This is a genomic window from Pseudomonas sp. AAC (genome assembly GCF_000725445.1).
Taxonomy (GTDB): Bacteria; Pseudomonadota; Gammaproteobacteria; order Pseudomonadales; family Pseudomonadaceae; genus Pseudomonas; species Pseudomonas citronellolis.
This window is the reverse complement of sequence record NZ_KL647095.1, coordinates 611461-632587: the sequence shown is the minus strand read 5'-3', so window position 1 is coordinate 632587 and position 21127 is coordinate 611461. Positions and strand designations below refer to the sequence as shown.

The following is a 21127-nucleotide window of genomic DNA, read 5'->3' as shown; positions in this document are numbered from 1 at the left end:
GGTGTTTTTTGGGTGTGTCCTGATAGCTCGGTGCCTGCGGCTCCACCCTCGCTCAGGAGCGGGTGCGGAACGCCGACCACAGCCGCGTCCGCTCACGTTGCTGCTTCAAGGTCAGCAACTGCTCGCCAAACAGCTTCCGGCGCATGGCCGGCGCCGGGTAGATGTCCGGGTCGCCGGCCACATCGGCATTGAGCAGCGGCGTGGCCTTGCGGTTGGCGTTGGCGAAGTACAGGGTGTTGGTCAGCTCGGCGATGGCGTCCGGGCGCAGCATGAAGTCGATGAAGGCGCGCGCTTCCTGCGGGTGCGGCGCGTCCACCGGGATGGCCATGGTGTCGAACCAGATCAGCGTGCCTTCCCTGGGTATCCGGTAGATCACCTCGAATGGCTTGTTCGCCTGCCTGGCCTGCGCGGCGCCCATCAGCGCGTCGCCGGTGTAGGTCAGCGCAAGGCACAGCGTGCCGTTGGCCAGGTCGTTGATGTGCTTGCCGCTGGCGATGTAACGCACGTTGGGCTGCAGCTTTTCGAGCAACTGGCGGACCTGGGCCAGGTCGGCCGCGTCGGTGCTGTAGGGCGACTTGCCCAGGTAGTTGAGCGCCACGCTGATCACTTCCTGGGGCGAGTCGATCAGCGAGATGCCGCAGTCGGCCAGGCGGCTGGCGTATTCGGGCTTGAACAGCAGGTCGAGGCTGTCCAGCGGCGCGTCGGGGATGCGCTTGAGCACTTCGTCCCTGTTGATCGCCAGGCCCACGGTGCCCCAGGTGTAGGGCACGCCGTAGCGGTTGCCCGGATCGATGGCGGCCAGCTTGGCCAGCAGTTCCGGGTCGAGGTTGGAGAAGTTCTTCAGCTGCGCGTCGTCCACCGGCTGCACGGCCTTGGCCTGGATGGCGCGGGCCAGCCCGCTGCTGGCGGGGAAGACGACGTCATAGCCGCTGCGGCCGGTCATCAGCTTGCTGTCGAGCACCTCGGCGCTGTCGAAGGTGTCGTATTTGACGCGGATGCCGGTTTCCTGCTGGAAGCGCTGCAAGGCCTCGGCGCCGACGTAATCCGCCCAGTTGTACAGGTTGAGTACCCGCTCCTGCGCCTGCAGGGGCATGGCCAGGGCCGCGAGCAGGGCCGCAAGGGAAGCCCAGGGAAACATACGCATGATCATCGCCTCGGGGTTGTTGTGGTTATGCGGCGAGCATGGGGCGGGCTTTACTTTGTAAAAATACAAAGTTAATTACTTTGGCATTCCACCAGAGCAATGTTTGGAGACAGCCATGCTCAGCCAGTTGCGCGACCTCGACCTGCAGTTGCTGCGCCTGTTCGTCACCGTGGTGGAATGCGGCGGCTTCAGCGCGGCGCAGGGCGAGCTGGGCCTGAGCCAGCCGAGCATCAGCATCCAGATGGCCAAGCTGGAGACGCGCCTGGGCTACCGCCTGTGCGAGCGCGGCAAGGGCGGCTTCCGCCTGACGCCCAAGGGCGAGCACCTGCTGCAATCGACGCGGCGGCTGTTCGTCGCCATCGAGGGCTTCCGCGACGAGGCGCGCGGCGTGGCCGACAAGCTGCTGGGCGAGGTGCGCATCGGTCTTTCGGAAAGCCTCGAAGAAAGCGTCGTCGCGCGACTGTCCGAGGCGATCCGCCGCTTCCGCCAGCGCAACGAGGCGGTCAGCCTGGAGCTGCTCACCGCCACGCCCGCCGAACTGGAGCGCCTGTTACTGCAGGACCGGCTGCACCTGGCGGTCGGCTACTTCGCCGGCACCCAGGCGGCGCTGGAGCATCACCCCCTGTTCGTCGAATCCCAGGGCCTGTATTGCGGCGCGGGCCACCCGGCCTTCGAGCACAGCAAGCCGAGCCGCGACGCCCTGGCCGACGCCGACCAGGTGCTGCACCCCTACCGCTTCATCGCCGCCGACGAACCGCTGCAGACCAGCCGCAGCAGCGCGCGTTGCGAACAGGTGGACGGCAGCCTGGCGTTCATCCTCTCCGGCGCGCACATCGGCTACCTGCCCCGGCATGTCGCGCAACCCTGGATCGAGCGCGGCCAGTTGCGCGAGCTGCTGCCGGGCGAACTGGGCTTCGAGGTGGCCTTCAGCCTGACCCGCCACCGTGGCCGCCACCCCGGCGACGCCGAGCAGGCCTTCGTCGGCGACCTGCTGGGGGCGTTCGGCCAGCACGCGGCCGATTGACGCGGCAGCGATGCGGGAACCCGGGCTCGCCGGCGCAGTCCCACAGCCTCGATCACTTCTTGTGACAGCTCCTCGGGCCGCATCGGAAGCTTTCCGCTATCATGCCGCCACCCAGAAAGTCCGCGAGAGTTCCATGCGCCGTCTGCTGACCCTGCTCCTGTTCCTGGTCGCCCTGCCCGCCACCGCCGGCCTGTTCGACAAGCCGGCCCCCGCCGCCCCCGGTTTCAGTACCGCGGCGCCGGCCGAGGGCAAGTTCCTCCCGGTGGCCGAGGCCTTCCGCCTGAGCGTCGAGGACAGCGACAGCCAGCAGGTGCTGCTGCGCTTCGTCAACGCCGAGGGCTACTACCTCTACCGGCACCGCATGAAGTTCCAGGTCGAGCCGGCCGAGGTCAGCCTCGGCGACGTGCAGCTGCCGCCGGGCAAGGCCCACCACGACGACTACTTCGGCGACTCCCAGGTCTACTACGCCATCACCGACGTCAAGGTGCCGCTGAACAACCCGCAGAAGCTGCCCTACCGCCTCACCGTCACCTACCAGGGCTGCGCCGACAAGGGCCTGTGCTACGCCCCGGAAACCGTCCAGGTGCAGGTTTCCGCCGCCGGCGTCGCCAGCCTCGGCGCCAAGCCCGCCGCCGGCAAGGCGGCCGTGGCCTCCGGCGAGCCGGCGGTGGTCGACGACCTGCTGGCGCTGCTCAAGGGCGAAGGCAGCGGCAAGATCAAGAAACTCGACCGCGGCCTGCTGATCGCCTTCCTCGCCGGCCTGACGCTGACCTTCACCCCCTGCGTGCTGCCGATGCTGCCGATCCTCTCCGGCGTGGTCCTGCGCGGGCGCCCGGGCGGCATGCGCGGCTTCACCCTGTCGCTGGCCTACGTGCTGCCGATGGCTGTGTGCTACGCCGTGCTCGGCGCGCTCATGGGCCTGTTCGGCGCCAAGCTCAACCTGCAGGCGATGCTGCAGTCGCCCTGGGTGCTGGTGCCCTTCGCGGCCTTCTTCGTGGCCTTCGCCATCGCCATGTTCGGCATCTTCGAGCTGCGCCTGCCGGGCTTTCTGCGCGAGCGCCTGGACCGCATGGCGGCCGATACCCGCGGCGGCTCGATCGTCGGCGCGGCCACCCTGGGCGTGCTTTCCAGCCTGCTGGTCTCGCCCTGCGTCTCGGCGCCCCTGGCCGGCCTGCTGCTGTACATCGGCAGCACCGGCGACGCCATCGGCGGCGGCCTGCTGCTGTTCGCCCTGGGCCTGGGCATGGGCACCCCGCTGGTGATCTTCGGCGCCGGCGGCGGCGCCGTGCTGCCGAAATCCGGGGCCTGGATGACCGGCGTGCGCAACTTCTTCGGCGTGCTGCTGCTGGCGGTGGCCATCTGGCTGCTGGAGCGGGTGCTCTCCGGCCCGGTGAGCCTGGCCCTGTGGGGCGCCCTGGCCGGCGGCGTGGCCATCGCCCTGGGCACCCTGGAGCTGGTGAACAAGACGCCGCTGCAACGCGGCGCCCAGCTGCTCGGCCTGATGTTCCTGGTCTACGCCCTGGCGGCCTGGGCCGGCGCCCTGCGCGGCGAATCCGACCCGCTGCACCCGCTGGGCCGCTCCGAACCCTCCAGCCACGCCGGCCCGCCCAGCTCGACGCCCGGCCAGTGGCAGAACCTGACCACCCCGGCGCAGCTCGACGCCGCCCTGGCCGCCGCCCGCGCCAATGGCCGGCCGGTGCTGCTGGACTGGTACGCCGACTGGTGCATCAGTTGCCGGATCATCGAGCGCCAGGTGTTGCCGGATGCCGCCGTCCAGGCGCAACTGGCCGGCTACCAGCTGCTGCGCTTCGACATGACCGACAGCACCGCCGAGCAGCGCGCCCTGCTCGACCGCTATAACCTCTTCGGCCCGCCGGCGCTACTGCTGTTCGACGCGGGCGGCCAGGAGCACAGCGACCTGCGCATCGTCGGCGAGACCAATGCGGCCACCCTGGCCGCGCATCTGCAGCAGGCCGGCGCGCGCTAGGGCGCGCCTCATATTTCTGCAGCAATCATCAGGCAACATGCCGACATCTACCGCAAAACCGGCATGACTGGACAGTCACGACCGGTTTCCGGCATAGTCCCGGCCAATTTCCAATCCGCGCGACGAGAGAACAACAAGCCGATGGCCACCCTACTGGTCCTGCACGGGCCCAACCTGAACCTGCTCGGCACCCGCGAACCCGGCGTCTACGGCTCGGTCACCCTCGAGCAGATCAACCAGGACCTGGAGCGCCGCGCCCGCGAGGCCGGCCATCACCTGATGTACCTGCAGAGCAACGCCGAGTACGAACTGATCGAGCGCATCCATGCCGCGCGCGGCGAAGGCGTGGACTTCATCCTCATCAATCCGGCGGCTTTCACGCATACGAGTGTCGCGCTACGTGACGCGTTGCTCGCGGTGAGCATCCCATTCATCGAAGTGCACCTGTCCAACGTGCACAAACGTGAACCTTTCCGGCATCACTCCTACTTCTCCGACGTGGCGGTAGGGGTGATCTGCGGCCTGGGGGCCACAGGCTACCGCCTGGCCCTGGAGTCCGCCCTCGAACAACTTGAACGCCCGTGACCATCACCTGGGAGTGCGAACGCTAATGGACATCCGTAAAGTCAAGAAACTGATCGAACTGCTCGAAGAGTCCGGCATCGACGAGCTGGAAATCCGCGAAGGCGAAGAATCGGTGCGCATCAGCCGCCACAGCAAGACCGCCGCCCAGCCGATCTACGCTGCCGCCCCGGCCTACGCGCCCGCCCCCGCTGCCGCGCCGGCCCCGGCCGCTGCCGCCGCACCGGCCGCAGAAGCTGCGCCGGCCGCCGCCAAGCTCAACGGCAACGTGGTCCGCTCGCCGATGGTCGGTACCTTCTACCGCTCGCCGTCACCGACCGCTGCGCCCTTCGTCGAAGTCGGCCAGAGCGTGAAGAAAGGCGACATCCTGTGCATCGTCGAAGCCATGAAGATGATGAACCACATCGAGGCTGAAACCAGCGGCGTCATCGAGCAGGTCCTGGTCGAAAGCGGCCAGCCGGTCGAGTACGACCAGCCGCTGTTCACCATCGTCTAAGCCGCGGGGAACCTGCGATGTTGGATAAAGTACTGATCGCCAACCGCGGCGAGATCGCCCTGCGCATCCTGCGCGCCTGCAAGGAGCTGGGCATCAAGACGGTCGCGGTGCACTCCACCGCCGACCGCGAGCTGATGCACCTGTCGCTGGCCGACGAGGCCGTGTGCATCGGCCCGGCCCCGGCCGGCCAGTCCTACCTGCACATCCCGGCGATCATCGCCGCCGCCGAAGTCACCGGCGCCAACGGCATCCACCCGGGCTACGGCTTCCTCGCCGAAAACGCCGACTTCGCCGAGCAGGTCGAACGCTCCGGCTTCACCTTCATCGGCCCGAGCGCCGACGTGATCCGCCTGATGGGCGACAAGGTCTCGGCCAAGGACGCCATGAAGAAAGCCGGCGTGCCCACCGTGCCGGGCTCCGACGGCCCGCTGCCGGAAGACGAGGAAACCGCCCTGGCCATCGCCCGCGAAGTGGGCTACCCGGTCATCATCAAGGCCGCCGGCGGCGGCGGTGGCCGCGGCATGCGCGTGGTGCACAGCGAGGAAGAGCTGATCAAGTCGGCCAAGCTGACCCGCACCGAGGCCGGCGCCGCCTTCGGCAACTCCATGGTCTACCTGGAGAAGTTCCTGACCAACCCGCGCCACGTGGAAGTCCAGGTGCTCTCCGACGGCCAGGGCAACGCCATCCACCTGGGCGACCGCGACTGCTCGCTGCAGCGCCGCCACCAGAAGGTGCTGGAAGAAGCCCCTGCGCCGGGCATCGACGAGAAGGCCCGTGCGGAAGTCCTCGAACGCTGCGTTCGCGCCTGCGTCGAGATCGGCTACCGTGGCGCCGGCACCTTCGAGTTCCTCTACGAGAACGGCCGCTTCTACTTCATCGAGATGAACACCCGCGTGCAGGTGGAGCATCCGGTGTCGGAGATGGTCACCGGCATCGACATCGTCAAGGAAATGCTGCGCATCGCCTCCGGCCAGAAGCTGTCGGTACGCCAGGAGGACGTGGTGATCCGCGGCCATGCCCTGGAATGCCGGATCAACGCCGAGGACCCGAAGAACTTCATGCCCAGCCCGGGCACCGTGAAGCACTTCCACGCCCCCGGCGGCAACGGCGTGCGCGTCGACTCTCACCTGTACAGCGGCTACACCGTACCGCCGAACTACGACTCGCTGGTCGGCAAGCTGATCACCTACGGCAAGGACCGCGACGAGGCCCTGGCGCGCATGCGCAATGCCCTGGACGAGCTGATCGTCGACGGCATCAAGACCAACATCGACCTGCACAAGGACCTGGTCCGCGACAAGGAATTCTGCAAGGGCGGTGTGAACATCCATTACCTGGAAAAGAAACTCGGCATGAGTCACTGACCCCACGCCGATAAAAGCGCTGGAGGCTGGAAGGCTGGACGAAAAAGCGGATAATCCCGCCCTTCGTCCGGCCTTCCAGCCTTCAGCCGTTTTCTCACGAGGTTTTTTATGCCCTGGGTTCAAGTCCGCCTCGCCATCACCCCGGAACAGGCGCCCACCTACGAAGACGCCCTGCTGGAAGTCGGCGCCGTCTCGGTGACCTTCATGGACGCCGAGGACCAACCGATCTTCGAGCCGGACCTGGGCACCACCCCGCTGTGGACCCACACCCACCTGCTGGCGCTGTTCGAGGACGGCACCGACGAGGCCGCGCTGCTGGCCCACCTGCAGCTGCTGACCGGCGGCGAACTGCCCCAGCACCAGGTCGAAATCGTCGAAGACCAGGACTGGGAACGCAGCTGGATGGACAACTTCAAGCCGATGCGCTTCGGCCGCCGCCTGTGGATCGTCCCCAGCTGGCACGAGGCGCCGGAGCCGGAGGCGGTGAACCTGCTGCTCGACCCGGGCCTGGCCTTCGGCACCGGCACCCACCCGACCACCGCGCTGTGCCTGGAATGGCTGGACGGCCAGGAACTGGCCGGCGACACCGTGCTGGACTTCGGCTGCGGCTCGGGCATCCTCGCCATCGCCGCGCTGCTGCTAGGCGCGAAGCAGGCGCTGGGCACCGACATCGACCCGCAGGCCCTGGAGGCCTCGCGCGACAACGCCACGCGCAACGGCATCGACCCGGCGCTGTTCCCGGTCTACCTGCCCGCCGATCTGCCCGCCGGGCAGGCCGACGTGGTGGTGGCGAACATTCTCGCCGGTCCCCTGGTCTCACTGGCAGGCCAGCTGACTTCCCTGGTCAAGCCCGGCGGCCGCCTGGCCCTGTCGGGCATCCTCGCCGAGCAGGCCGAGGAAGTGCGCGCCGCCTACGCCGACGCCTTCGAGCTGGAGCCCACCGCCGAGCGCGAAGGCTGGGTACGCATCAGCGGCCGCCGCCGCTGAACCCTGGTGGCGGCCAACTGCCCGCACGCCGAGGCTTGAGTTAGACTAATCGACCGTTTATCGCCGGACCGCCGCATGAGCGCCAGTTTCATCACACAGTGCCCGCATTGCCTCACCAGTTTCCGCGTCAACCAGGCGCAGCTGGGTGCGGCCAATGGCGCTGTGCGCTGCGGCGCCTGCCTCAAGGTGTTCAACGCCCCACAACATATGCTGGGCGGCACCGCGCGCTCCGGCGGCGAGCCCATCCAGCCGCCGGCTGCGGCCCCGAAACCCGCAGCGCCCGCAGCGCCAAGCGAGCCCCCGCGCCCCGTCCCGGCGCCCGGCGTCGCCACCCTCGGCTGGCCGCTGGCGCCGCACAGCGCGCGACCGTCCGCCGACAGCACGGTAGCCCCGGCCGCCACACCTATGCCGGCCCCCACCCAGCCCCCGGCACCGGCCAGGCCGGCGCAAGAAGCCGCCGCAGCGGCCAAGCCCGCCGACGATACCCTGTGGATCCACGACGATCTCGACCTGGACAGCCTCAACCTCGACGAAGAGCTGGCCAAGCTCGACGAATTCGAGCTGTCCCAGGAATTCCGCGAACTGCAGGCCGCGCCCAAGCCGGCCGAGGCCCTGCTGGGCAACCGCCCGTCGGCGCGCGACCCGCATGACGAACGCTGGGCCGAGGCCCTGCTGCGCGACGAGGAACGCCAGGCGAGCGAAGGCGGCCGCCAGGAACCGAGCCAGGGCCGCATCGACGAAGAGCCCGAGCAGCCCCCCGTCGCGCCGCCGCAACCGCAGAGCGCGCCGGTCGAAGAGCCGGCCGTGGCCGCCGCGGCCGCAGAAGAGGAAGACGACGACCTGCCGAGCTTCAGCGCCCGCCGCGACGACGAGCCGCTGGAAACCGAAGCCGAGCCGGACGAGGAACCCGAGGCCGAGCCCCCGCTGGCGGAACGCGAGACGCCCCGCCTGGGCGCGCCGCTGGACGACGAGGACGAAGAGGCAGACGACAAGGCCCCGCGCCGCCCCGACCCGGGCCTGGGCGAGGCCGCCCTGCACGACCTCAGCGACGAGCCGCTGCAACTGGACTGGCAGAAGCCCAAGAGCCGCTGGGGCTGGCGCCTGCTCTGGCTGCTGCTGATCCTCCTGGCCCTGGCCGGCCTGGGCGGCCAGTACGTGGCCTACCACTTCGACGAACTGGCCCGCGAGGACGCCTACCGCCCCTGGTTCGCCGAACTCTGCCCGCAGCTGGGCTGCACCCTGCCGTCGAAGGTCGACGTCGAGCAGATCCGCAGCAGCAACCTGGTGGTGCGCAGCCACCCGGACTTCAGCGGCGCCCTGGTGGTGGACGCGATCATCTACAACCGCGCCAGCTTCTCCCAGCCCTTCCCGCTGCTGGAGCTGCGCTTCGCCGACCTCAACGGCCAACTGATCGCCAGCCGCAGCTTCAAGCCCAGCGAATACCTGGGCGGCGAGCTGGCCGGGCAGAGCGAGATGCCGCCGCAGACGCCGATCCACGTGTCGCTGGACATCCTCGACCCGGGCCCCAAGGCGGTCAACTACAGCCTCAGCTTCCATTCGCCGGAGTGACCGGCGCATAACGCAGAACCCCGCGCAGCGCCAGTTCCGCTCGTCTTCCAACCCCAGGCAATAAGCCGGCGGCTGTTCAGAATTTATCCAAAATCGCCTTTATCCGGTCATCGAGAGCGGGTATCATGCCCTCCCTTTTTTGCAAGCACCGGTGGCCTCTCGCCGACCCTCCCCGAGTCCTCGACCCGCGGGAGCGTGCAGCGATTGCGCCCCATAACAGGGAAGCGATGTCGGTGGTTCGCATCGGCTCTTACACACTGCCCAACAGACTGATCCTGGCTCCCATGGCCGGCGTCACCGATCGCCCGTTCCGCCAGCTGTGCCGCCGCCTCGGCGCCGGCATGGTGGTCTCGGAGATGGTCACCAGCGACGTGCGCCTGTGGAACAGCCGCAAGTCGCGCCTGCGCCTGGTGCACGACGGCGAGGACCAGCCGCGTTCGGTGCAGATAGCCGGCGGCGACCCGCAGATGCTCGCCGAGGCCGCCCGCGCCAACGTCGAGCTGGGCGCGCAGATCATCGACATCAACATGGGCTGCCCGGCCAAGAAGGTGTGCAACAAGGCCGCCGGCTCCGCGCTGCTGCGCGACGAGAAGCTGGTGGCCGAAATCCTCGAAGCCGTGGTGGCCGCCGTCGAAGTGCCGGTGACGCTGAAGATCCGCACCGGCTGGGACCGCGACAACCGCAACGGCGTGAACGTCGCGCGCATCGCCGAGCAGTCGGGCATCCAGGCCCTGGCCGTGCATGGCCGCACCCGCGCCGACCTGTACACCGGCGACGCCGAATACGAAACCATCGCCGCGATCAAGCAGGCGGTGTCCATCCCGGTGTTCGCCAATGGCGACATCACCTCGCCGCAGAAGGCCCGCCAGGTGCTCCAGCACACCGGCGCCGACGCCTTGCTGATCGGCCGCGCCGCCCAGGGCCGGCCGTGGATATTCCGTGAGATCGAGCACTACCTGAGCACCGGCGAGACCTTGCCGGCGCCGTCCCTGGCCGAGGTGGAAAGCATTTTGCTGGAGCACCTGGCCGCCTTGCATGCCTTCTATGGGGAAGAGCTGGGTGTCCGCATCGCCCGCAAGCACGTGGGCTGGTACCTGGCGACGTTACCGGGGGCGGCGGAGTTCCGCGCCCAGTTCAATCGTTTGCAGAACACGGATGCACAGAGCGCCAGCGTCAGGCAGTTCTTCGCCGAGCGCCACGACAACGGAAAAGGGGTGGCCGCATGACAACGATGACCGAGACTTTAGTGAGTGGAATGACACCCGTGAGCGACAACGCGAACCTCAAACAGCACCTGAACACGCCGACGCAGGAAGGCCATACCCTGCGCGACAGCGTCGAGAAGGCACTGCGCAACTACTTCGCCCACCTCGATGGGCAGCCGGTCACGGACGTGTACAACATGGTGCTCTGCGAAGTGGAGGCACCGCTGCTGGAAACCGTGATGGACCACGTGAAGGGTAACCAGACCAAGGCGTCGGAGCTGCTCGGCCTGAACCGCGGCACCCTGCGCAAGAAGCTCAAGCAATACGATCTTCTCTAGAAGCTGGAAGCGCGAAGCCCGAAGCTGGAAGTGGAAAGCCGAACGGCGCTCTTGACTTCCGGCTTTCAGCTTCAAGCTTCCAGCTCTTTCTTTTCCTCTATCCGATGGCCTGACAGATGACCGACCAAACCACCCGCCTGCCCATCCGCCGCGCGCTGATCAGCGTCTCCGACAAGACCGGCGTCGTCGATTTCGCCCGCGAGCTGGTCGCCCTCGGCGTGGAGATCCTCTCCACCGGCGGCACCTACAAGCTGCTCAAGGACAACGCCATCGCCGCCGTGGAAGTGGCCGACTACACCGGCTTCCCGGAAATGATGGACGGCCGCGTCAAGACCCTGCACCCGAAGGTGCACGGCGGCATCCTCGGCCGTCGCGACATCGACGGCGCGGTGATGGCCGAGCACGGCATCAAGCCGATCGACCTGGTGGCGGTCAACCTGTACCCCTTCGAGGCCACCGTGGCCAAGCCCGACTGCGACCTGCCGACCGCCATCGAGAACATCGACATCGGCGGCCCGACCATGGTCCGCAGCGCGGCGAAGAACCACAAGGACGTCGCCATCGTGGTCAACGCCGGCGACTACGCCGGCGTGGTCGCGGCCCTGAAGGCCGGCGGCCTGACCTATGCCCAGCGCTTCGACCTGGCCCTGAAGGCCTTCGAGCACACCGCCGCCTACGACGGCATGATCGCCAACTACCTGGGCACCATCGACCAGGCGCGCGACACCCTCTCCACCGAAGGCCGCGGCGCCTTCCCGCGCACCTTCAACAGCCAGTTCATCAAGGCCCAGGAAATGCGCTACGGCGAGAACCCGCACCAGAGCGCGGCCTTCTACGTCGAGGCGAAGAAGGGCGAGGCCAGCGTTTCCACCGCCGTGCAGCTGCAAGGCAAGGAACTGTCGTTCAACAACGTGGCCGACACCGACGCCGCGCTGGAATGCGTGAAGAGCTTCGTCAAGCCGGCCTGCGTCATCGTCAAGCACGCCAACCCGTGCGGCGTGGCCGTGGTCCCGGAGAACGAGGGCGGCATCCGCAAGGCCTACGACCTGGCCTACGCCACCGACACCGAGTCGGCCTTCGGCGGCATCATCGCCTTCAACCGCGAGCTGGACGGCGACACCGCCCAGGCCATCGTCGAGCGCCAGTTCGTCGAAGTCATCATCGCCCCGAAAGTCTCCGCGGCCGCCCGCGCCGTGGTCGCCGCCAAGGCCAACGTGCGCCTGCTCGAATGCGGCGAGTGGCCGGCCGAGCGCGCCCCGGGCTGGGACTTCAAGCGCGTCAACGGCGGCCTGCTGGTACAGAGCCGCGACATCGGCATGATCACCGAGGCGGACCTGAAGATCGTCACCCAGCGCGCGCCCAGCGAACAGGAAATCCACGACCTGATCTTCGCCTGGAAAGTGGCCAAGTTCGTCAAGTCCAACGCCATCGTCTACGCCAGGCACCGCCAGACCGTGGGCGTCGGCGCCGGCCAGATGAGCCGCGTCAACTCCGCACGCATCGCCGCCATCAAGGCCGAGCACGCCGGCCTGGAAGTGAAAGGCGCGGTCATGGCCTCGGACGCCTTCTTCCCGTTCCGCGACGGCATCGACAACGCGGCCAAGGCCGGCATCACCGCGGTGATCCAGCCGGGCGGCTCGATGCGTGACAACGAAGTCATCGCGGCGGCCGACGAAGCCGGCATCGCCATGGTGTTCACCGGGATGCGCCATTTCAGGCACTAAAAGCTGGAAGCCTGTAGCTGGAAGCCTGAAGCCCGACCGCTTCCAGCTTCCAGCTTCCAGCTTCCAGCTCTCAGACGAGAGCTATCGAATATGAATGTACTGATCATCGGCAGCGGCGGTCGCGAACACGCCCTGGCCTGGAAGGTCGCCCAGGACCCGCGCGTGGCGAAGGTCTTCGTCGCCCCGGGCAACGCCGGCACCGCCACCGAGCCCAAGTGCGAGAACGTCGCCATCGACGTGCTGGCCCTGGAGCAACTGGCCGACTTCGCCGCGAAGAACGTGCAGTTGACCATCGTCGGCCCCGAGGCGCCGCTGGTCGCCGGCGTGGTCGACCTGTTCCGTTCGCGCGGCCTGGACATCTTCGGCCCGACCAAGGGCGCGGCCCAGCTGGAAGGCTCCAAGGCCTTCACCAAGGACTTCCTGGCCCGCCACAAAATCCCCACCGCCGACTACCAGAACTTCACCGAAGTCGAGCCGGCCCTGGCCTACCTGAAGGAAAAAGGCGCGCCCATCGTGATCAAGGCCGACGGCCTGGCCGCGGGCAAGGGCGTGATCGTCGCCATGACACTGGAAGAAGCCGAGGAAGCCGTGCGCGACATGCTCGCCGGCAACGCCTTCGGCGACGCCGGTTCGCGCGTGGTGATCGAGGAGTTCCTCGACGGCGAGGAAGCCAGCTTCATCGTCATGGTCGACGGCCAGAACGTGCTGCCCATGGCCACCAGCCAGGACCACAAGCGCGTCGGCGACGCCGACACTGGCCCCAACACCGGCGGCATGGGCGCCTACTCGCCGGCCCCGGTGGTCACCCCCGAGGTGCACCAGCGGGTGATGGACGAGGTCATCTACCCGACCGTGCGCGGCATGGCCGAGGAAGGCAACGTCTACACCGGCTTCCTCTACGCCGGCCTGATGATCGACAAGAGCGGCGCGCCCAAGGTCATCGAGTTCAACTGCCGCTTCGGCGACCCGGAAACCCAGCCGATCATGGTCCGCCTGGAGTCCTCCCTGGTCCTGCTGGTCGAGGCCGCCCTGGCCAAGGCGCTGGACAAGGTCGAGGCCACCTGGGACCCGCGCCCCACCGTGGGCGTGGTGCTGGCCGCCGGCGGCTACCCGGGCGACTACGCCAAGGGCGACGTCATCGAAGGCCTGGCCGAAGCCGCCAAGCTCGACGGCAAGGTGTTCCATGCCGGCACCGCGCTGAAGGACGGCCAGGTGGTCACCTCCGGCGGCCGCGTGCTCTGCGCCACCGCCATCGGCCCGAGCGTGTCCTCGGCGCAGCAGCAGGCCTACCGCCTGGCGGAGCAGATCCGCTGGAACGGCTGCTTCTACCGCAAGGACATCGGCTACCGCGCCATCGCCCGCGAACGCGGCGAAGGCTGAAAGGCCGGCGGGCGCAGGGGCTGAGCCGCCTTTGCGCCCGTTTTTCCGACCTGCGGTCGGCAGGCGGCCACGTGCGGGCCCGGGTGGATTTCGGGGCCGTCGGCACTTGGCTATAATCCGGCCACTCTCCACCGAAGGGAATTCGCCGTGCGCCGGCTCTGGAACGCCACAGGACTTCTGGTCTGCCTGCTGCTGACGGCCCTGCTCGTAGGCCCGGGCCTCGTCCAGGCGCAGGATGCCGACGGCTGGTCGCAGTTGCACGACGGCGAAGGCCGCCTGCAGTTGCAGGACGTCCTCTCCGCACGCCTGCGCCCGCTGTTCAGCCCCCTCGACATCGAAGACCTGCACGCCCCCGCCGGCCCCGGCGCCATCTGGCTGCACTACCGCCTGCCGGCCAGCGACGCGCCGCGCCAGCTGCGCCTGTTCTCGCCGAGCCTGGACAGCCTGCAGCTCTACCTGCTGCACGGCTCGCAGCTGCTGGAAGAGCGCCAGGCCGGCAACCTCTACCCCGGCCAGCGCCCGCTGCTCAACAGCGACATCCTGCTGCCGCTGCGCAGCAGCCCCGAAGTCCTCGACCTCTACCTGCGCCTGAGTTCCAGCCAGAGCCTGCGCCCCACCATCAGCCTGGAAAGCGCCGAATACCCCGCCGGCCAGCAGCGCCCGCTGCAGTTCGGCATCCTCCTCGGCTGCCTGGGCATGCTGCTGCTCTACAACCTGGTGCGCTTCGCCTACAACCGCGTGCTCAGCGGCCTGTGGCTGGCCGGCGTGCACGCCGGGCTGCTGCTGGCCTGCCTGACGCTGTTCGGCCTGCTCAGCCCCTGGTACGGCACGCACCAGACCTGGCAGCCGCTGACCGCCCAGCTGGCCCTGCTGCTGGTGCTGTTCTGCGCCCTGGGCTACACCGCCAGCTTCTTCCACGGCCAGCCGCCACGCCGCCCCCTGGGCCGCCTGCTGGCGCTGGGCAGCCTCGGCCTGCTGGGCCTCGGCGCGCTGCTGCACCTGGCCCTGGACATCCCCACCGGCGAGTTGCTCTACGGCCTGGTGGCGATCACCAGCCTGGGCATGTTCCTCATCGCCGCCTACTACATGCGCCACGGCTATCGCCCGGCCCGGCTGTTCGTCATCGCCATGGGCGTGTTCGTCAGCGCCTGGCTGCTGAGCCTGCCGGCCCTGCTCGGCTACGTGCCCACGCGCAGCGACTGGCTCGGCAGCGCGCTGCTGGGGCTGACCGCAGCGGCCGGCTTCCTGCTCAGCCTGGCCCTGGCCGAGCGCCAGCGCCAACTGCAGCAGGAGAGCTTCGACGCCAGCCGCAAGCGCGCCGCCAGCAGCGCCGAGCTCAAGGCCAAGGGCGAGTTCCTGGCGAAGATCAGCCACGAAATCCGCACCCCCATGAACGGCGTGCTGGGCATGACCGAGCTGCTGCTCGGCACCCCGCTGTCGGCCAAGCAGCGCGACTACGTGCAGACCATCCACAGCGCCGGCAACGAGCTGCTGGCGCTGATCAACGAAATCCTCGACATCTCCAAGCTGGAGTCCGGGCAGATCGAGCTGGACGAGGTGCAGTTCGACCTGGGCGCGCTGATCGAGGACTGCCTGGCGATCTTCCGGGTGCGCGCCGAGCAGCAGAAGATCGAGCTGATCAGCTTCACCCAGCCGCAGGTGCCACGGGTGATCAGCGGCGACCCGACGCGCCTGCGCCAGGTGCTGCTGAGCCTGCTGGACAACGCCTTCAAGCAGACCGAGGAAGGCGAGATCCTCCTGGTGGTGGCCCTCGACGGCCCGCCGGGCAAGACGCGCCTGCGCATCGCCGTGCAGGACAGCGGCCGCCCGCTGGACCCCAACGACCGCCAGGCCCTGCTCACCGCCGAGCTGCACAGCCGCGACTTCCTCTCCGCCACCCGCCTGAGCAGCCGCCTGGGCCTGGTGATCGCGCGCCAGCTGATCCAGCTGATGTCCGGCCAACTGGGCATCGAAAGCGGCCTGGACAGCGGCGGCGACAGCGGCAACACCCTGTGGCTGAGCCTGCCGCTGGACCAGGACATGCTCGAACACCCCACCGCCGACCTCGACAGCCCGCTGCAGGGCGCGCGCCTGCTGGTGGTGGACGACAACCAGACCTGCCGCAAGGTGGTGGTGCAGCAGTGCAGCGTCTGGGGCATGAACGTCAGCGCCGTGGCTTCCGGCAAGGAAGCCCTGGCCCTGCTGCGTACCAAGGCACACCTGCGCGAATACTTCGACGTGGTCCTGCTCGACCAGGACATGCCCGGCATGACCGGTATGCAACTGGCGACCAAGATCCAGGAAGACCCCAACCTCAACCACGACATCCTGCTGATCATGCTCACCGGCATCAGCAACGCGCCGAGCAAGATCATCGCCCGCAACGCCGGGATCAAGCGCATCCTGGCCAAGCCGGTGGCCGGCTACACGCTCAAGGCCACCCTCGCCGACGAACTGGCCCAGCGCGGCCCCAGCGGCGTGACCAACTACCTGCCGGCGGCCGCCGAACCTGCGCCGCTGAGCCCGCCCAGCGACTTCCGCGTGCTGGTGGCCGAGGACAACAGCATCTCCACCAAGGTCATCCGCGGCATGCTCGGCAAGCTCGACCTGCAGCCGGACACCGCCAGCAACGGCGAGGAAGCCCTGGCCGCGATGAAGGCCACCCAGTACGACCTGGTGCTGATGGATTGCGAGATGCCGGTGCTCGACGGCTTCTCCGCCACCGAGCGCCTGCGTGCCTGGGAAGCCAGCGAACACCGCCCGCACACGCCGGTGGTGGCGCTCACCGCGCACATCCTCAGCGAACACAAGGAACGCGCCCGCCTGGTCGGCATGGACGGGCACATGGCCAAGCCGGTGGAACTGTCGCAACTGCGCGAACTGGTGGCCTACTGGGTAGCCGAACGCGAACGCCGCCTGCGCCAGCAGAGCGACGCGGCGTTGCCGTCCTGACGCCCATCACGGCGCCGAGGTGCTTTTCGTAGGATGGGTTGAGCTTGCGAAACCCATGCGGTTGCGGTGATGGGTATCGCTCCGCTCAACCGCATCCTACGGGCGTTGTGTCTGCCGGAGGGTGTAGGAGCGAGCTTGCTCGCGAACGGCGTTTCCCGGTGGCTACGGTCTTTCGGGTTGACCTCGCCCCTCTCCCTAACCCTCTCCCTGAAGGGAGAGGGGACTGTCCGTGCCATCGGACATATCGGCGCTCACCGGCAACAGCGGAGTAGCAGTGAGCGACGTGATCACACTTCACTCCGTACGGCCCCCTCTCCCTTCAGGGAGAGGGCTGGGGAGAGGGAAAGGAGTCGGGCCAATACACCGACATCACCGGTGAACATCCTTCGCGAGCAAGCTCGCTCCTAACACCCCCCACCGAAACCCGCCCCCTGGCAATGACCACGCCCCACCCCGCCCGCTATGCTTCAGCCCCAGCAGAGCCATCTCACCCGGACGAGATCCCCCCATGCATGTGCTGTTCAGCGTGTACCTGAAGATGCTGGTGCTCTACAGCCCCTTCTTCGTGCTTTCCTGCTTCATCAGCCTCAGCCGCGGCTTCGCCCCGCGCGACCGCAAGCACATGGCCTGGCGCGTGGCCCTGGCGGCGCTGGTGGCCAGCGTGCTGCTGTACCTGTTCGGGCGCTACATCTTCACCCTCTTCGGCATCACCGCCGACGCCTTCCGCATCGGCGCCGGCAGCGTGCTGTTCATCTCCGCCCTGGGCATGGCCCAGGGGCGCTCGGCGGTGCAGAGCGACAACGTGCAGCAGGACGTCACCATCGTCCCGCTGACCATCCCCATCACCGTAGGCCCCGGCACCATAGGCGCGCTGCTGGTGATGGGCGTCGGCCAGCACTGGGAGGACAAGCTGCTGGCGCTGCTGGCGATCGTCCTCGCCTGCCTCACCCTCGGCGTCACCCTCTTCCTGTCCGACCGCATCGAACGCATCCTCGGCGAGCAGGGCCTGCAGATCGTCAGCCGGCTGATGGGCCTGTTCGTCTGCGCGCTGGCCGCGCAGATCATCATGACCGGCGTGCGCGGCTACTTCCTGCCCGCGCCCTGAGACCGGCGTCACACAGAGGCGCGCCCCAATTGGGGGCGAATCGTCCGTGCGCCCCCTCGGCGCACCAGAATGGCGCCGCGAAAACCCCGAGCGAAACGGCAAAAAACGCCGCGCAAGCCCTCTGGCACAGGGCTTTGCGCTGCTTGGCACGGATGCTGCGATAGACCTCCCGACCCGCAGGGGTCCCCTACCCATTTCGGGAGGCTGCACAGGCGACGGCCCAGAATCCGCGCGGCACCCTCCCAGGTACTGGAAGCCAAGGAGGCTGCCGCGATGAAACGTCGTCCCCTGTTGAAAAGCACCCTGGCGGTGAGCGCGCTGCTGCTCACCGGCCTGTTCCCCTTCGGCTCCCAGGCCGCCGAGACCATCAAGGTCGGCATCCTGCATTCGCTGTCCGGCACCATGGCCATCTCCGAGACCTCGCTCAAGGACATGGCGCTGATGACCATCGACGAAATCAACGCCAAGGGCGGGGTGAACGGCAAGAAGCTGGAGCCGGTGGTGGTCGACCCGGCGTCGAACTGGCCGCTGTTCGCCGAGAAAGCCCGCCAGCTGCTGACCCAGGACAAGGTCGCGGTGGTCTTCGGCTGCTGGACCAGCGTCTCGCGCAAATCCGTGCTGCCGGTGTTCGAGGAACTCAACGGCCTGCTGTTCTACCCGGTGCAGTACGAGGGCGAGGAAATGTCGCCCAACGTCTTCTACACCGGCGCCGCGCCGAACCAGCAGGCCATCCCCGCGGTGGAATACCTGATGAGCGAGGACGGCGGCGCGGCCAAGCGCTTCTTCCTGCTCGGCACCGACTACGTCTACCCGCGCACCACCAACAAGATCCTGCGCGCCTTCCTGCACAGCAAGGGCGTGGCCGACAAGGACATCCAGGAGGTCTACACGCCGTTCGGCCACAGCGACTACCAGACCATCGTCGCCGACATCAAGAAGTTCTCCGCCGGCGGCAAGACCGCGGTGATCTCCACCGTCAACGGCGACTCCAACGTGCCCTTCTACAAGGAACTGGCCAACCAGGGCCTGGAAGCCACCGAAGTGCCGGTGGTGGCCTTCTCGGTGGGCGAGGAAGAACTGCGCGGCATCGACACCAAGCCGCTGGTGGGCAACCTCGCGGCGTGGAACTACTTCGAGTCGGTGAAGAACCCGCAGAACGAGAAGTTCGTCGCCGACTGGAAGGCCTACGCCAAGGCGAAGAACCTGCCGAACTACGCCACCGCCGTGACCAACGACCCGATGGAAGCCACCTACGTCGGCATCCACATGTGGGCCCAGGCCGTGGAGAAGGCCGGCAGCACCGACGTCGGCAAGGTCCGCGAGGCCATGGGCGGGCAGACCTTCAAGGCGCCCTCGGGCTTCACCCTGACCATGGACAAGACCAACCACCACCTGCACAAGCCGGTGATGATCGGCGAAATCCAGGACGACGGGCAGTTCAACGTGGTCTGGAAAACCCCCGAGCCGATCCGCGCCCAGCCCTGGAGCCCGTTCATCCCGGGCAACGACAAGAAGCAGGACTGAATTGAAAAAGCTGGAAGCTGGAAGCTGGAAGCTGGAAGCTGAAAGCCAAAAGCGACGCGGTCTCGCTTCTAGCTTCTAGCTTCTAGCTTCTAGCTTCCAGCTTCCAGCCTCCAGCTTCCAGCCTCCAACCAACGAAAAAACCCATGCCCCCACCCGCCCTTATCCGTCTAATCCGAGCCTGCGCCCTGGCGCTGGCCACCCTCCTCGCCCTGCCCGCGCAAGCCGGCCCGGCCCGGGACTTCGCCGCCGCCGACAATGACGGCCGCGCCCAGCTGCTCGAACACTGGGCCGCCGCCCCCGAGGCCGAGCGCCTGCCGCTGCTCGAAGCGCTCCAGGCCGGGCGCTTCGCCGTCGACGCGCAGAACCATGCCTTCCTCCTCGGCGACGACAAGCACTACCGCGCCGCCGAAGGCGACGCCACGCCCGCCGGCGAGCCCGACAAGCTGCGCCTGAACAACCGCCTGCGCGGCCTGCTCAACACCGCCCTGGCCAGCCACCAGTTGGTGGCGAAGGACCCGACGCTGCGCCTGGAAGCCGCGCGCCAGTTGCAGAAGACCGCCAAGCCCGCGCAGCGCGAACTGCTCGCCCAGCGCACCGGCGCGGAAACCGACGACAAGGTGAAAGCCGCCCTGCAACTGGCCCTGGCCAACCTGCAACTGGCCGACACCGTCCCGCAGGTGCGCCTGGCCGCCGTGCGCCTGCTCGGCGATTCCGGCGACCCGCTGGCCCTCACCCGCCTGCAGAACCTGCTCGACCCGGCCGTGGAGGCCGACGAACAGGTGCGCACCGCCGCCGCCACCAGCCTGGCCCAGGTCAAGCGCCGGCTCATGGTCGGCGACCTGCTCGGCCAGGCCTTCAGCGGCCTGTCGCTGGGCTCCATCCTGCTGCTGGCGGCCCTCGGCCTGGCCATCACCTACGGCCTGCTCGGGGTGATCAACATGGCCCACGGCGAGATGCTGATGCTCGGCGCCTACTCCACCTACATGGTGCAGTCGCTGCTGCAACGCTTCGCCCCCGGCCTGCTGGAGTTCTACCCGCTGCTGGCCCTGCCGGTGGCCTTCGGCGTCACCGCGGCCATCGGCATGGCCCTGGAGCGCACGGTGATCCGCCACCTCTACGGCCGCCCCCTGGAAACCCTGCTGGCCACCTGGGGCATCAGCCTGGTGCTGATCCAACTGGTGCGCGTGCTGTTCGGCGCGCAGAACGTCGAGGTGGCCAACCCGGCCTGGCTGTCCGGCGGCGTGCAGCTGCTGCCGAACCTGGTGCTGCCGTGGAACCGCATCGTCATCATCGGCTTCGCCCTGTTCGTGCTGGCGCTCACCTGGCTGCTGCTCAACCGCACGCGGCTGGGCCTGAACGTCCGCGCGGTGACGCAGAACCGCAACATGGCGGCCTGCTGCGGCGTGCCCACCGGGCGCGTGGACATGCTCGCCTTCGGCCTCGGCTCGGGCATCGCCGGGCTCGGCGGGGTGGCCCTGTCGCAGGTCGGCAACGTCGGCCCGGACCTGGGCCAGAGCTACATCATCGACTCCTTCCTGGTGGTGGTGCTCGGCGGCGTCGGCCAACTGGCCGGCAGCGTCTGCGCGGCCTTCGGCCTGGGCGTGGCGAACAAGATCCTCGAACCGCAGATCGGCGCGGTGCTGGGCAAGATCCTGATCCTGGCGCTGATCATCCTGTTCATCCAGAAACGCCCGCAGGGGCTGTTCGCCCTGAAAGGGAGGGTCATCGATTGATGAAAACGCCAAT

At 68.1% G+C, this 21127-nt stretch carries 16 protein-coding genes; 15 read left to right on the top strand and 1 reads right to left on the bottom strand.

Annotated elements, in window-relative coordinates; genetic code table 11:
- Positions 1-52: 52 nt before the first annotated feature.
- Positions 53-1150 (bottom strand): polyamine ABC transporter substrate-binding protein, encoded by a 1098-nt coding sequence (locus tag FG99_RS08260; protein WP_141766307.1) that lies wholly within the window; start codon positions 1148-1150, stop codon positions 53-55.
- Between the two features lie 109 nt (positions 1151-1259).
- On the opposite strand from FG99_RS08260, the gene FG99_RS08255 reads away from it, so the two are divergent.
- The 15 genes from FG99_RS08255 (at position 1260) to urtB (ending at position 21114) form a co-directional block, all read left to right on the top strand.
- The gene (locus FG99_RS08255; protein WP_043268726.1) at positions 1260-2168 is read left to right on the top strand and encodes a LysR family transcriptional regulator; all 909 of its coding nucleotides are present in this window, start codon (positions 1260-1262) and stop codon (positions 2166-2168) included.
- 133 nt (positions 2169-2301) lie between these two features.
- A complete protein-coding gene (dsbD, locus tag FG99_RS08250) occupies positions 2302-4155 on the top strand; it encodes a protein-disulfide reductase DsbD (RefSeq protein ID WP_043268725.1) in 1854 nt (617 codons plus the stop codon).
- Positions 4156-4296: 141 nt separating this feature from the next.
- Positions 4297-4740, top strand: coding sequence for a type II 3-dehydroquinate dehydratase (gene aroQ, locus FG99_RS08245; protein ID WP_009613296.1), 444 nt, complete (start codon positions 4297-4299; stop codon positions 4738-4740).
- Positions 4741-4765: 25 nt separating this feature from the next.
- Entirely contained in the window at positions 4766-5233 is a 468-nt protein-coding gene (gene accB / locus FG99_RS08240) for an acetyl-CoA carboxylase biotin carboxyl carrier protein (RefSeq protein WP_043268722.1), read from the top strand.
- Between the two features lie 17 nt (positions 5234-5250).
- On the top strand, positions 5251-6597 hold the full coding sequence (gene accC, locus FG99_RS08235) for an acetyl-CoA carboxylase biotin carboxylase subunit (protein WP_009613299.1): 1347 nt from the start codon (positions 5251-5253) through the stop codon (positions 6595-6597).
- A gap of 108 nt (positions 6598-6705) precedes the next feature.
- The gene (gene prmA / locus FG99_RS08230; protein WP_009613301.1) at positions 6706-7584 is read left to right on the top strand and encodes a 50S ribosomal protein L11 methyltransferase; all 879 of its coding nucleotides are present in this window, start codon (positions 6706-6708) and stop codon (positions 7582-7584) included.
- Positions 7585-7659: 75 nt separating this feature from the next.
- Positions 7660-9153, top strand: a complete 1494-nt coding sequence (locus FG99_RS08225) for a DUF3426 domain-containing protein (protein ID WP_043268719.1) — start codon at positions 7660-7662, stop codon at positions 9151-9153.
- A gap of 227 nt (positions 9154-9380) precedes the next feature.
- On the top strand, positions 9381-10379 hold the full coding sequence (gene dusB / locus FG99_RS08220; protein WP_009613304.1) for a tRNA dihydrouridine synthase DusB: 999 nt from the start codon (positions 9381-9383) through the stop codon (positions 10377-10379).
- The gene (gene fis / locus FG99_RS08215; protein WP_009613305.1) at positions 10376-10696 is read left to right on the top strand and encodes a DNA-binding transcriptional regulator Fis; all 321 of its coding nucleotides are present in this window, start codon (positions 10376-10378) and stop codon (positions 10694-10696) included. Before dusB ends, fis begins: the two co-directional genes overlap by 4 nt.
- 116 nt (positions 10697-10812) lie before the next feature.
- Positions 10813-12420 carry a bifunctional phosphoribosylaminoimidazolecarboxamide formyltransferase/IMP cyclohydrolase gene (gene purH, locus FG99_RS08210; RefSeq protein ID WP_043268717.1) on the top strand — a complete coding sequence of 536 codons (1608 nt, stop codon included), beginning with the start codon at positions 10813-10815 and terminating at the stop codon, positions 12418-12420.
- A 90-nt stretch (positions 12421-12510) separates the two neighbouring features.
- Complete coding sequence (gene purD, locus FG99_RS08205) at positions 12511-13800, top strand: phosphoribosylamine--glycine ligase (protein WP_043268715.1); 1290 nt, start codon at positions 12511-12513, stop codon at positions 13798-13800.
- A 147-nt stretch (positions 13801-13947) separates the two neighbouring features.
- Positions 13948-16752: a hybrid sensor histidine kinase/response regulator gene (locus FG99_RS08200; RefSeq protein WP_009613312.1), complete on the top strand. Its 2805-nt coding sequence runs from the start codon at positions 13948-13950 to the stop codon at positions 16750-16752.
- A 508-nt stretch (positions 16753-17260) separates the two neighbouring features.
- Positions 17261-17857 (top strand): MarC family protein, encoded by a 597-nt coding sequence (locus FG99_RS08195; RefSeq protein WP_009613314.1) that lies wholly within the window; start codon positions 17261-17263, stop codon positions 17855-17857.
- 273 nt (positions 17858-18130) lie between these two features.
- Positions 18131-19381: an urea ABC transporter substrate-binding protein gene (urtA, locus tag FG99_RS08190; protein ID WP_043268713.1), complete on the top strand. Its 1251-nt coding sequence runs from the start codon at positions 18131-18133 to the stop codon at positions 19379-19381.
- A 143-nt stretch (positions 19382-19524) separates the two neighbouring features.
- On the top strand, positions 19525-21114 hold the full coding sequence (urtB, locus tag FG99_RS08185; protein WP_043268711.1) for an urea ABC transporter permease subunit UrtB: 1590 nt from the start codon (positions 19525-19527) through the stop codon (positions 21112-21114).
- Positions 21115-21127 lie beyond the last annotated feature (13 nt).

Coding starts and splice junctions, on each gene's coding strand:
- FG99_RS08260 (WP_141766307.1), bottom strand. CDS start 1,150: ATGATCATGCGTATGTTTCCCTGGGCTTCCCTTGCGGCCCTGCTCGCG.
- FG99_RS08255 (WP_043268726.1), top strand. CDS start 1,260: ATGCTCAGCCAGTTGCGCGACCTCGACCTGCAGTTGCTGCGCCTGTTC.
- dsbD (WP_043268725.1), top strand. CDS start 2,302: ATGCGCCGTCTGCTGACCCTGCTCCTGTTCCTGGTCGCCCTGCCCGCC.
- aroQ (WP_009613296.1), top strand. CDS start 4,297: ATGGCCACCCTACTGGTCCTGCACGGGCCCAACCTGAACCTGCTCGGC.
- accB (WP_043268722.1), top strand. CDS start 4,766: ATGGACATCCGTAAAGTCAAGAAACTGATCGAACTGCTCGAAGAGTCC.
- accC (WP_009613299.1), top strand. CDS start 5,251: ATGTTGGATAAAGTACTGATCGCCAACCGCGGCGAGATCGCCCTGCGC.
- prmA (WP_009613301.1), top strand. CDS start 6,706: ATGCCCTGGGTTCAAGTCCGCCTCGCCATCACCCCGGAACAGGCGCCC.
- FG99_RS08225 (WP_043268719.1), top strand. CDS start 7,660: ATGAGCGCCAGTTTCATCACACAGTGCCCGCATTGCCTCACCAGTTTC.
- dusB (WP_009613304.1), top strand. CDS start 9,381: ATGTCGGTGGTTCGCATCGGCTCTTACACACTGCCCAACAGACTGATC.
- fis (WP_009613305.1), top strand. CDS start 10,376: ATGACAACGATGACCGAGACTTTAGTGAGTGGAATGACACCCGTGAGC.
- purH (WP_043268717.1), top strand. CDS start 10,813: ATGACCGACCAAACCACCCGCCTGCCCATCCGCCGCGCGCTGATCAGC.
- purD (WP_043268715.1), top strand. CDS start 12,511: ATGAATGTACTGATCATCGGCAGCGGCGGTCGCGAACACGCCCTGGCC.
- FG99_RS08195 (WP_009613314.1), top strand. CDS start 17,261: ATGCATGTGCTGTTCAGCGTGTACCTGAAGATGCTGGTGCTCTACAGC.
- urtA (WP_043268713.1), top strand. CDS start 18,131: ATGAAACGTCGTCCCCTGTTGAAAAGCACCCTGGCGGTGAGCGCGCTG.
- urtB (WP_043268711.1), top strand. CDS start 19,525: ATGCCCCCACCCGCCCTTATCCGTCTAATCCGAGCCTGCGCCCTGGCG.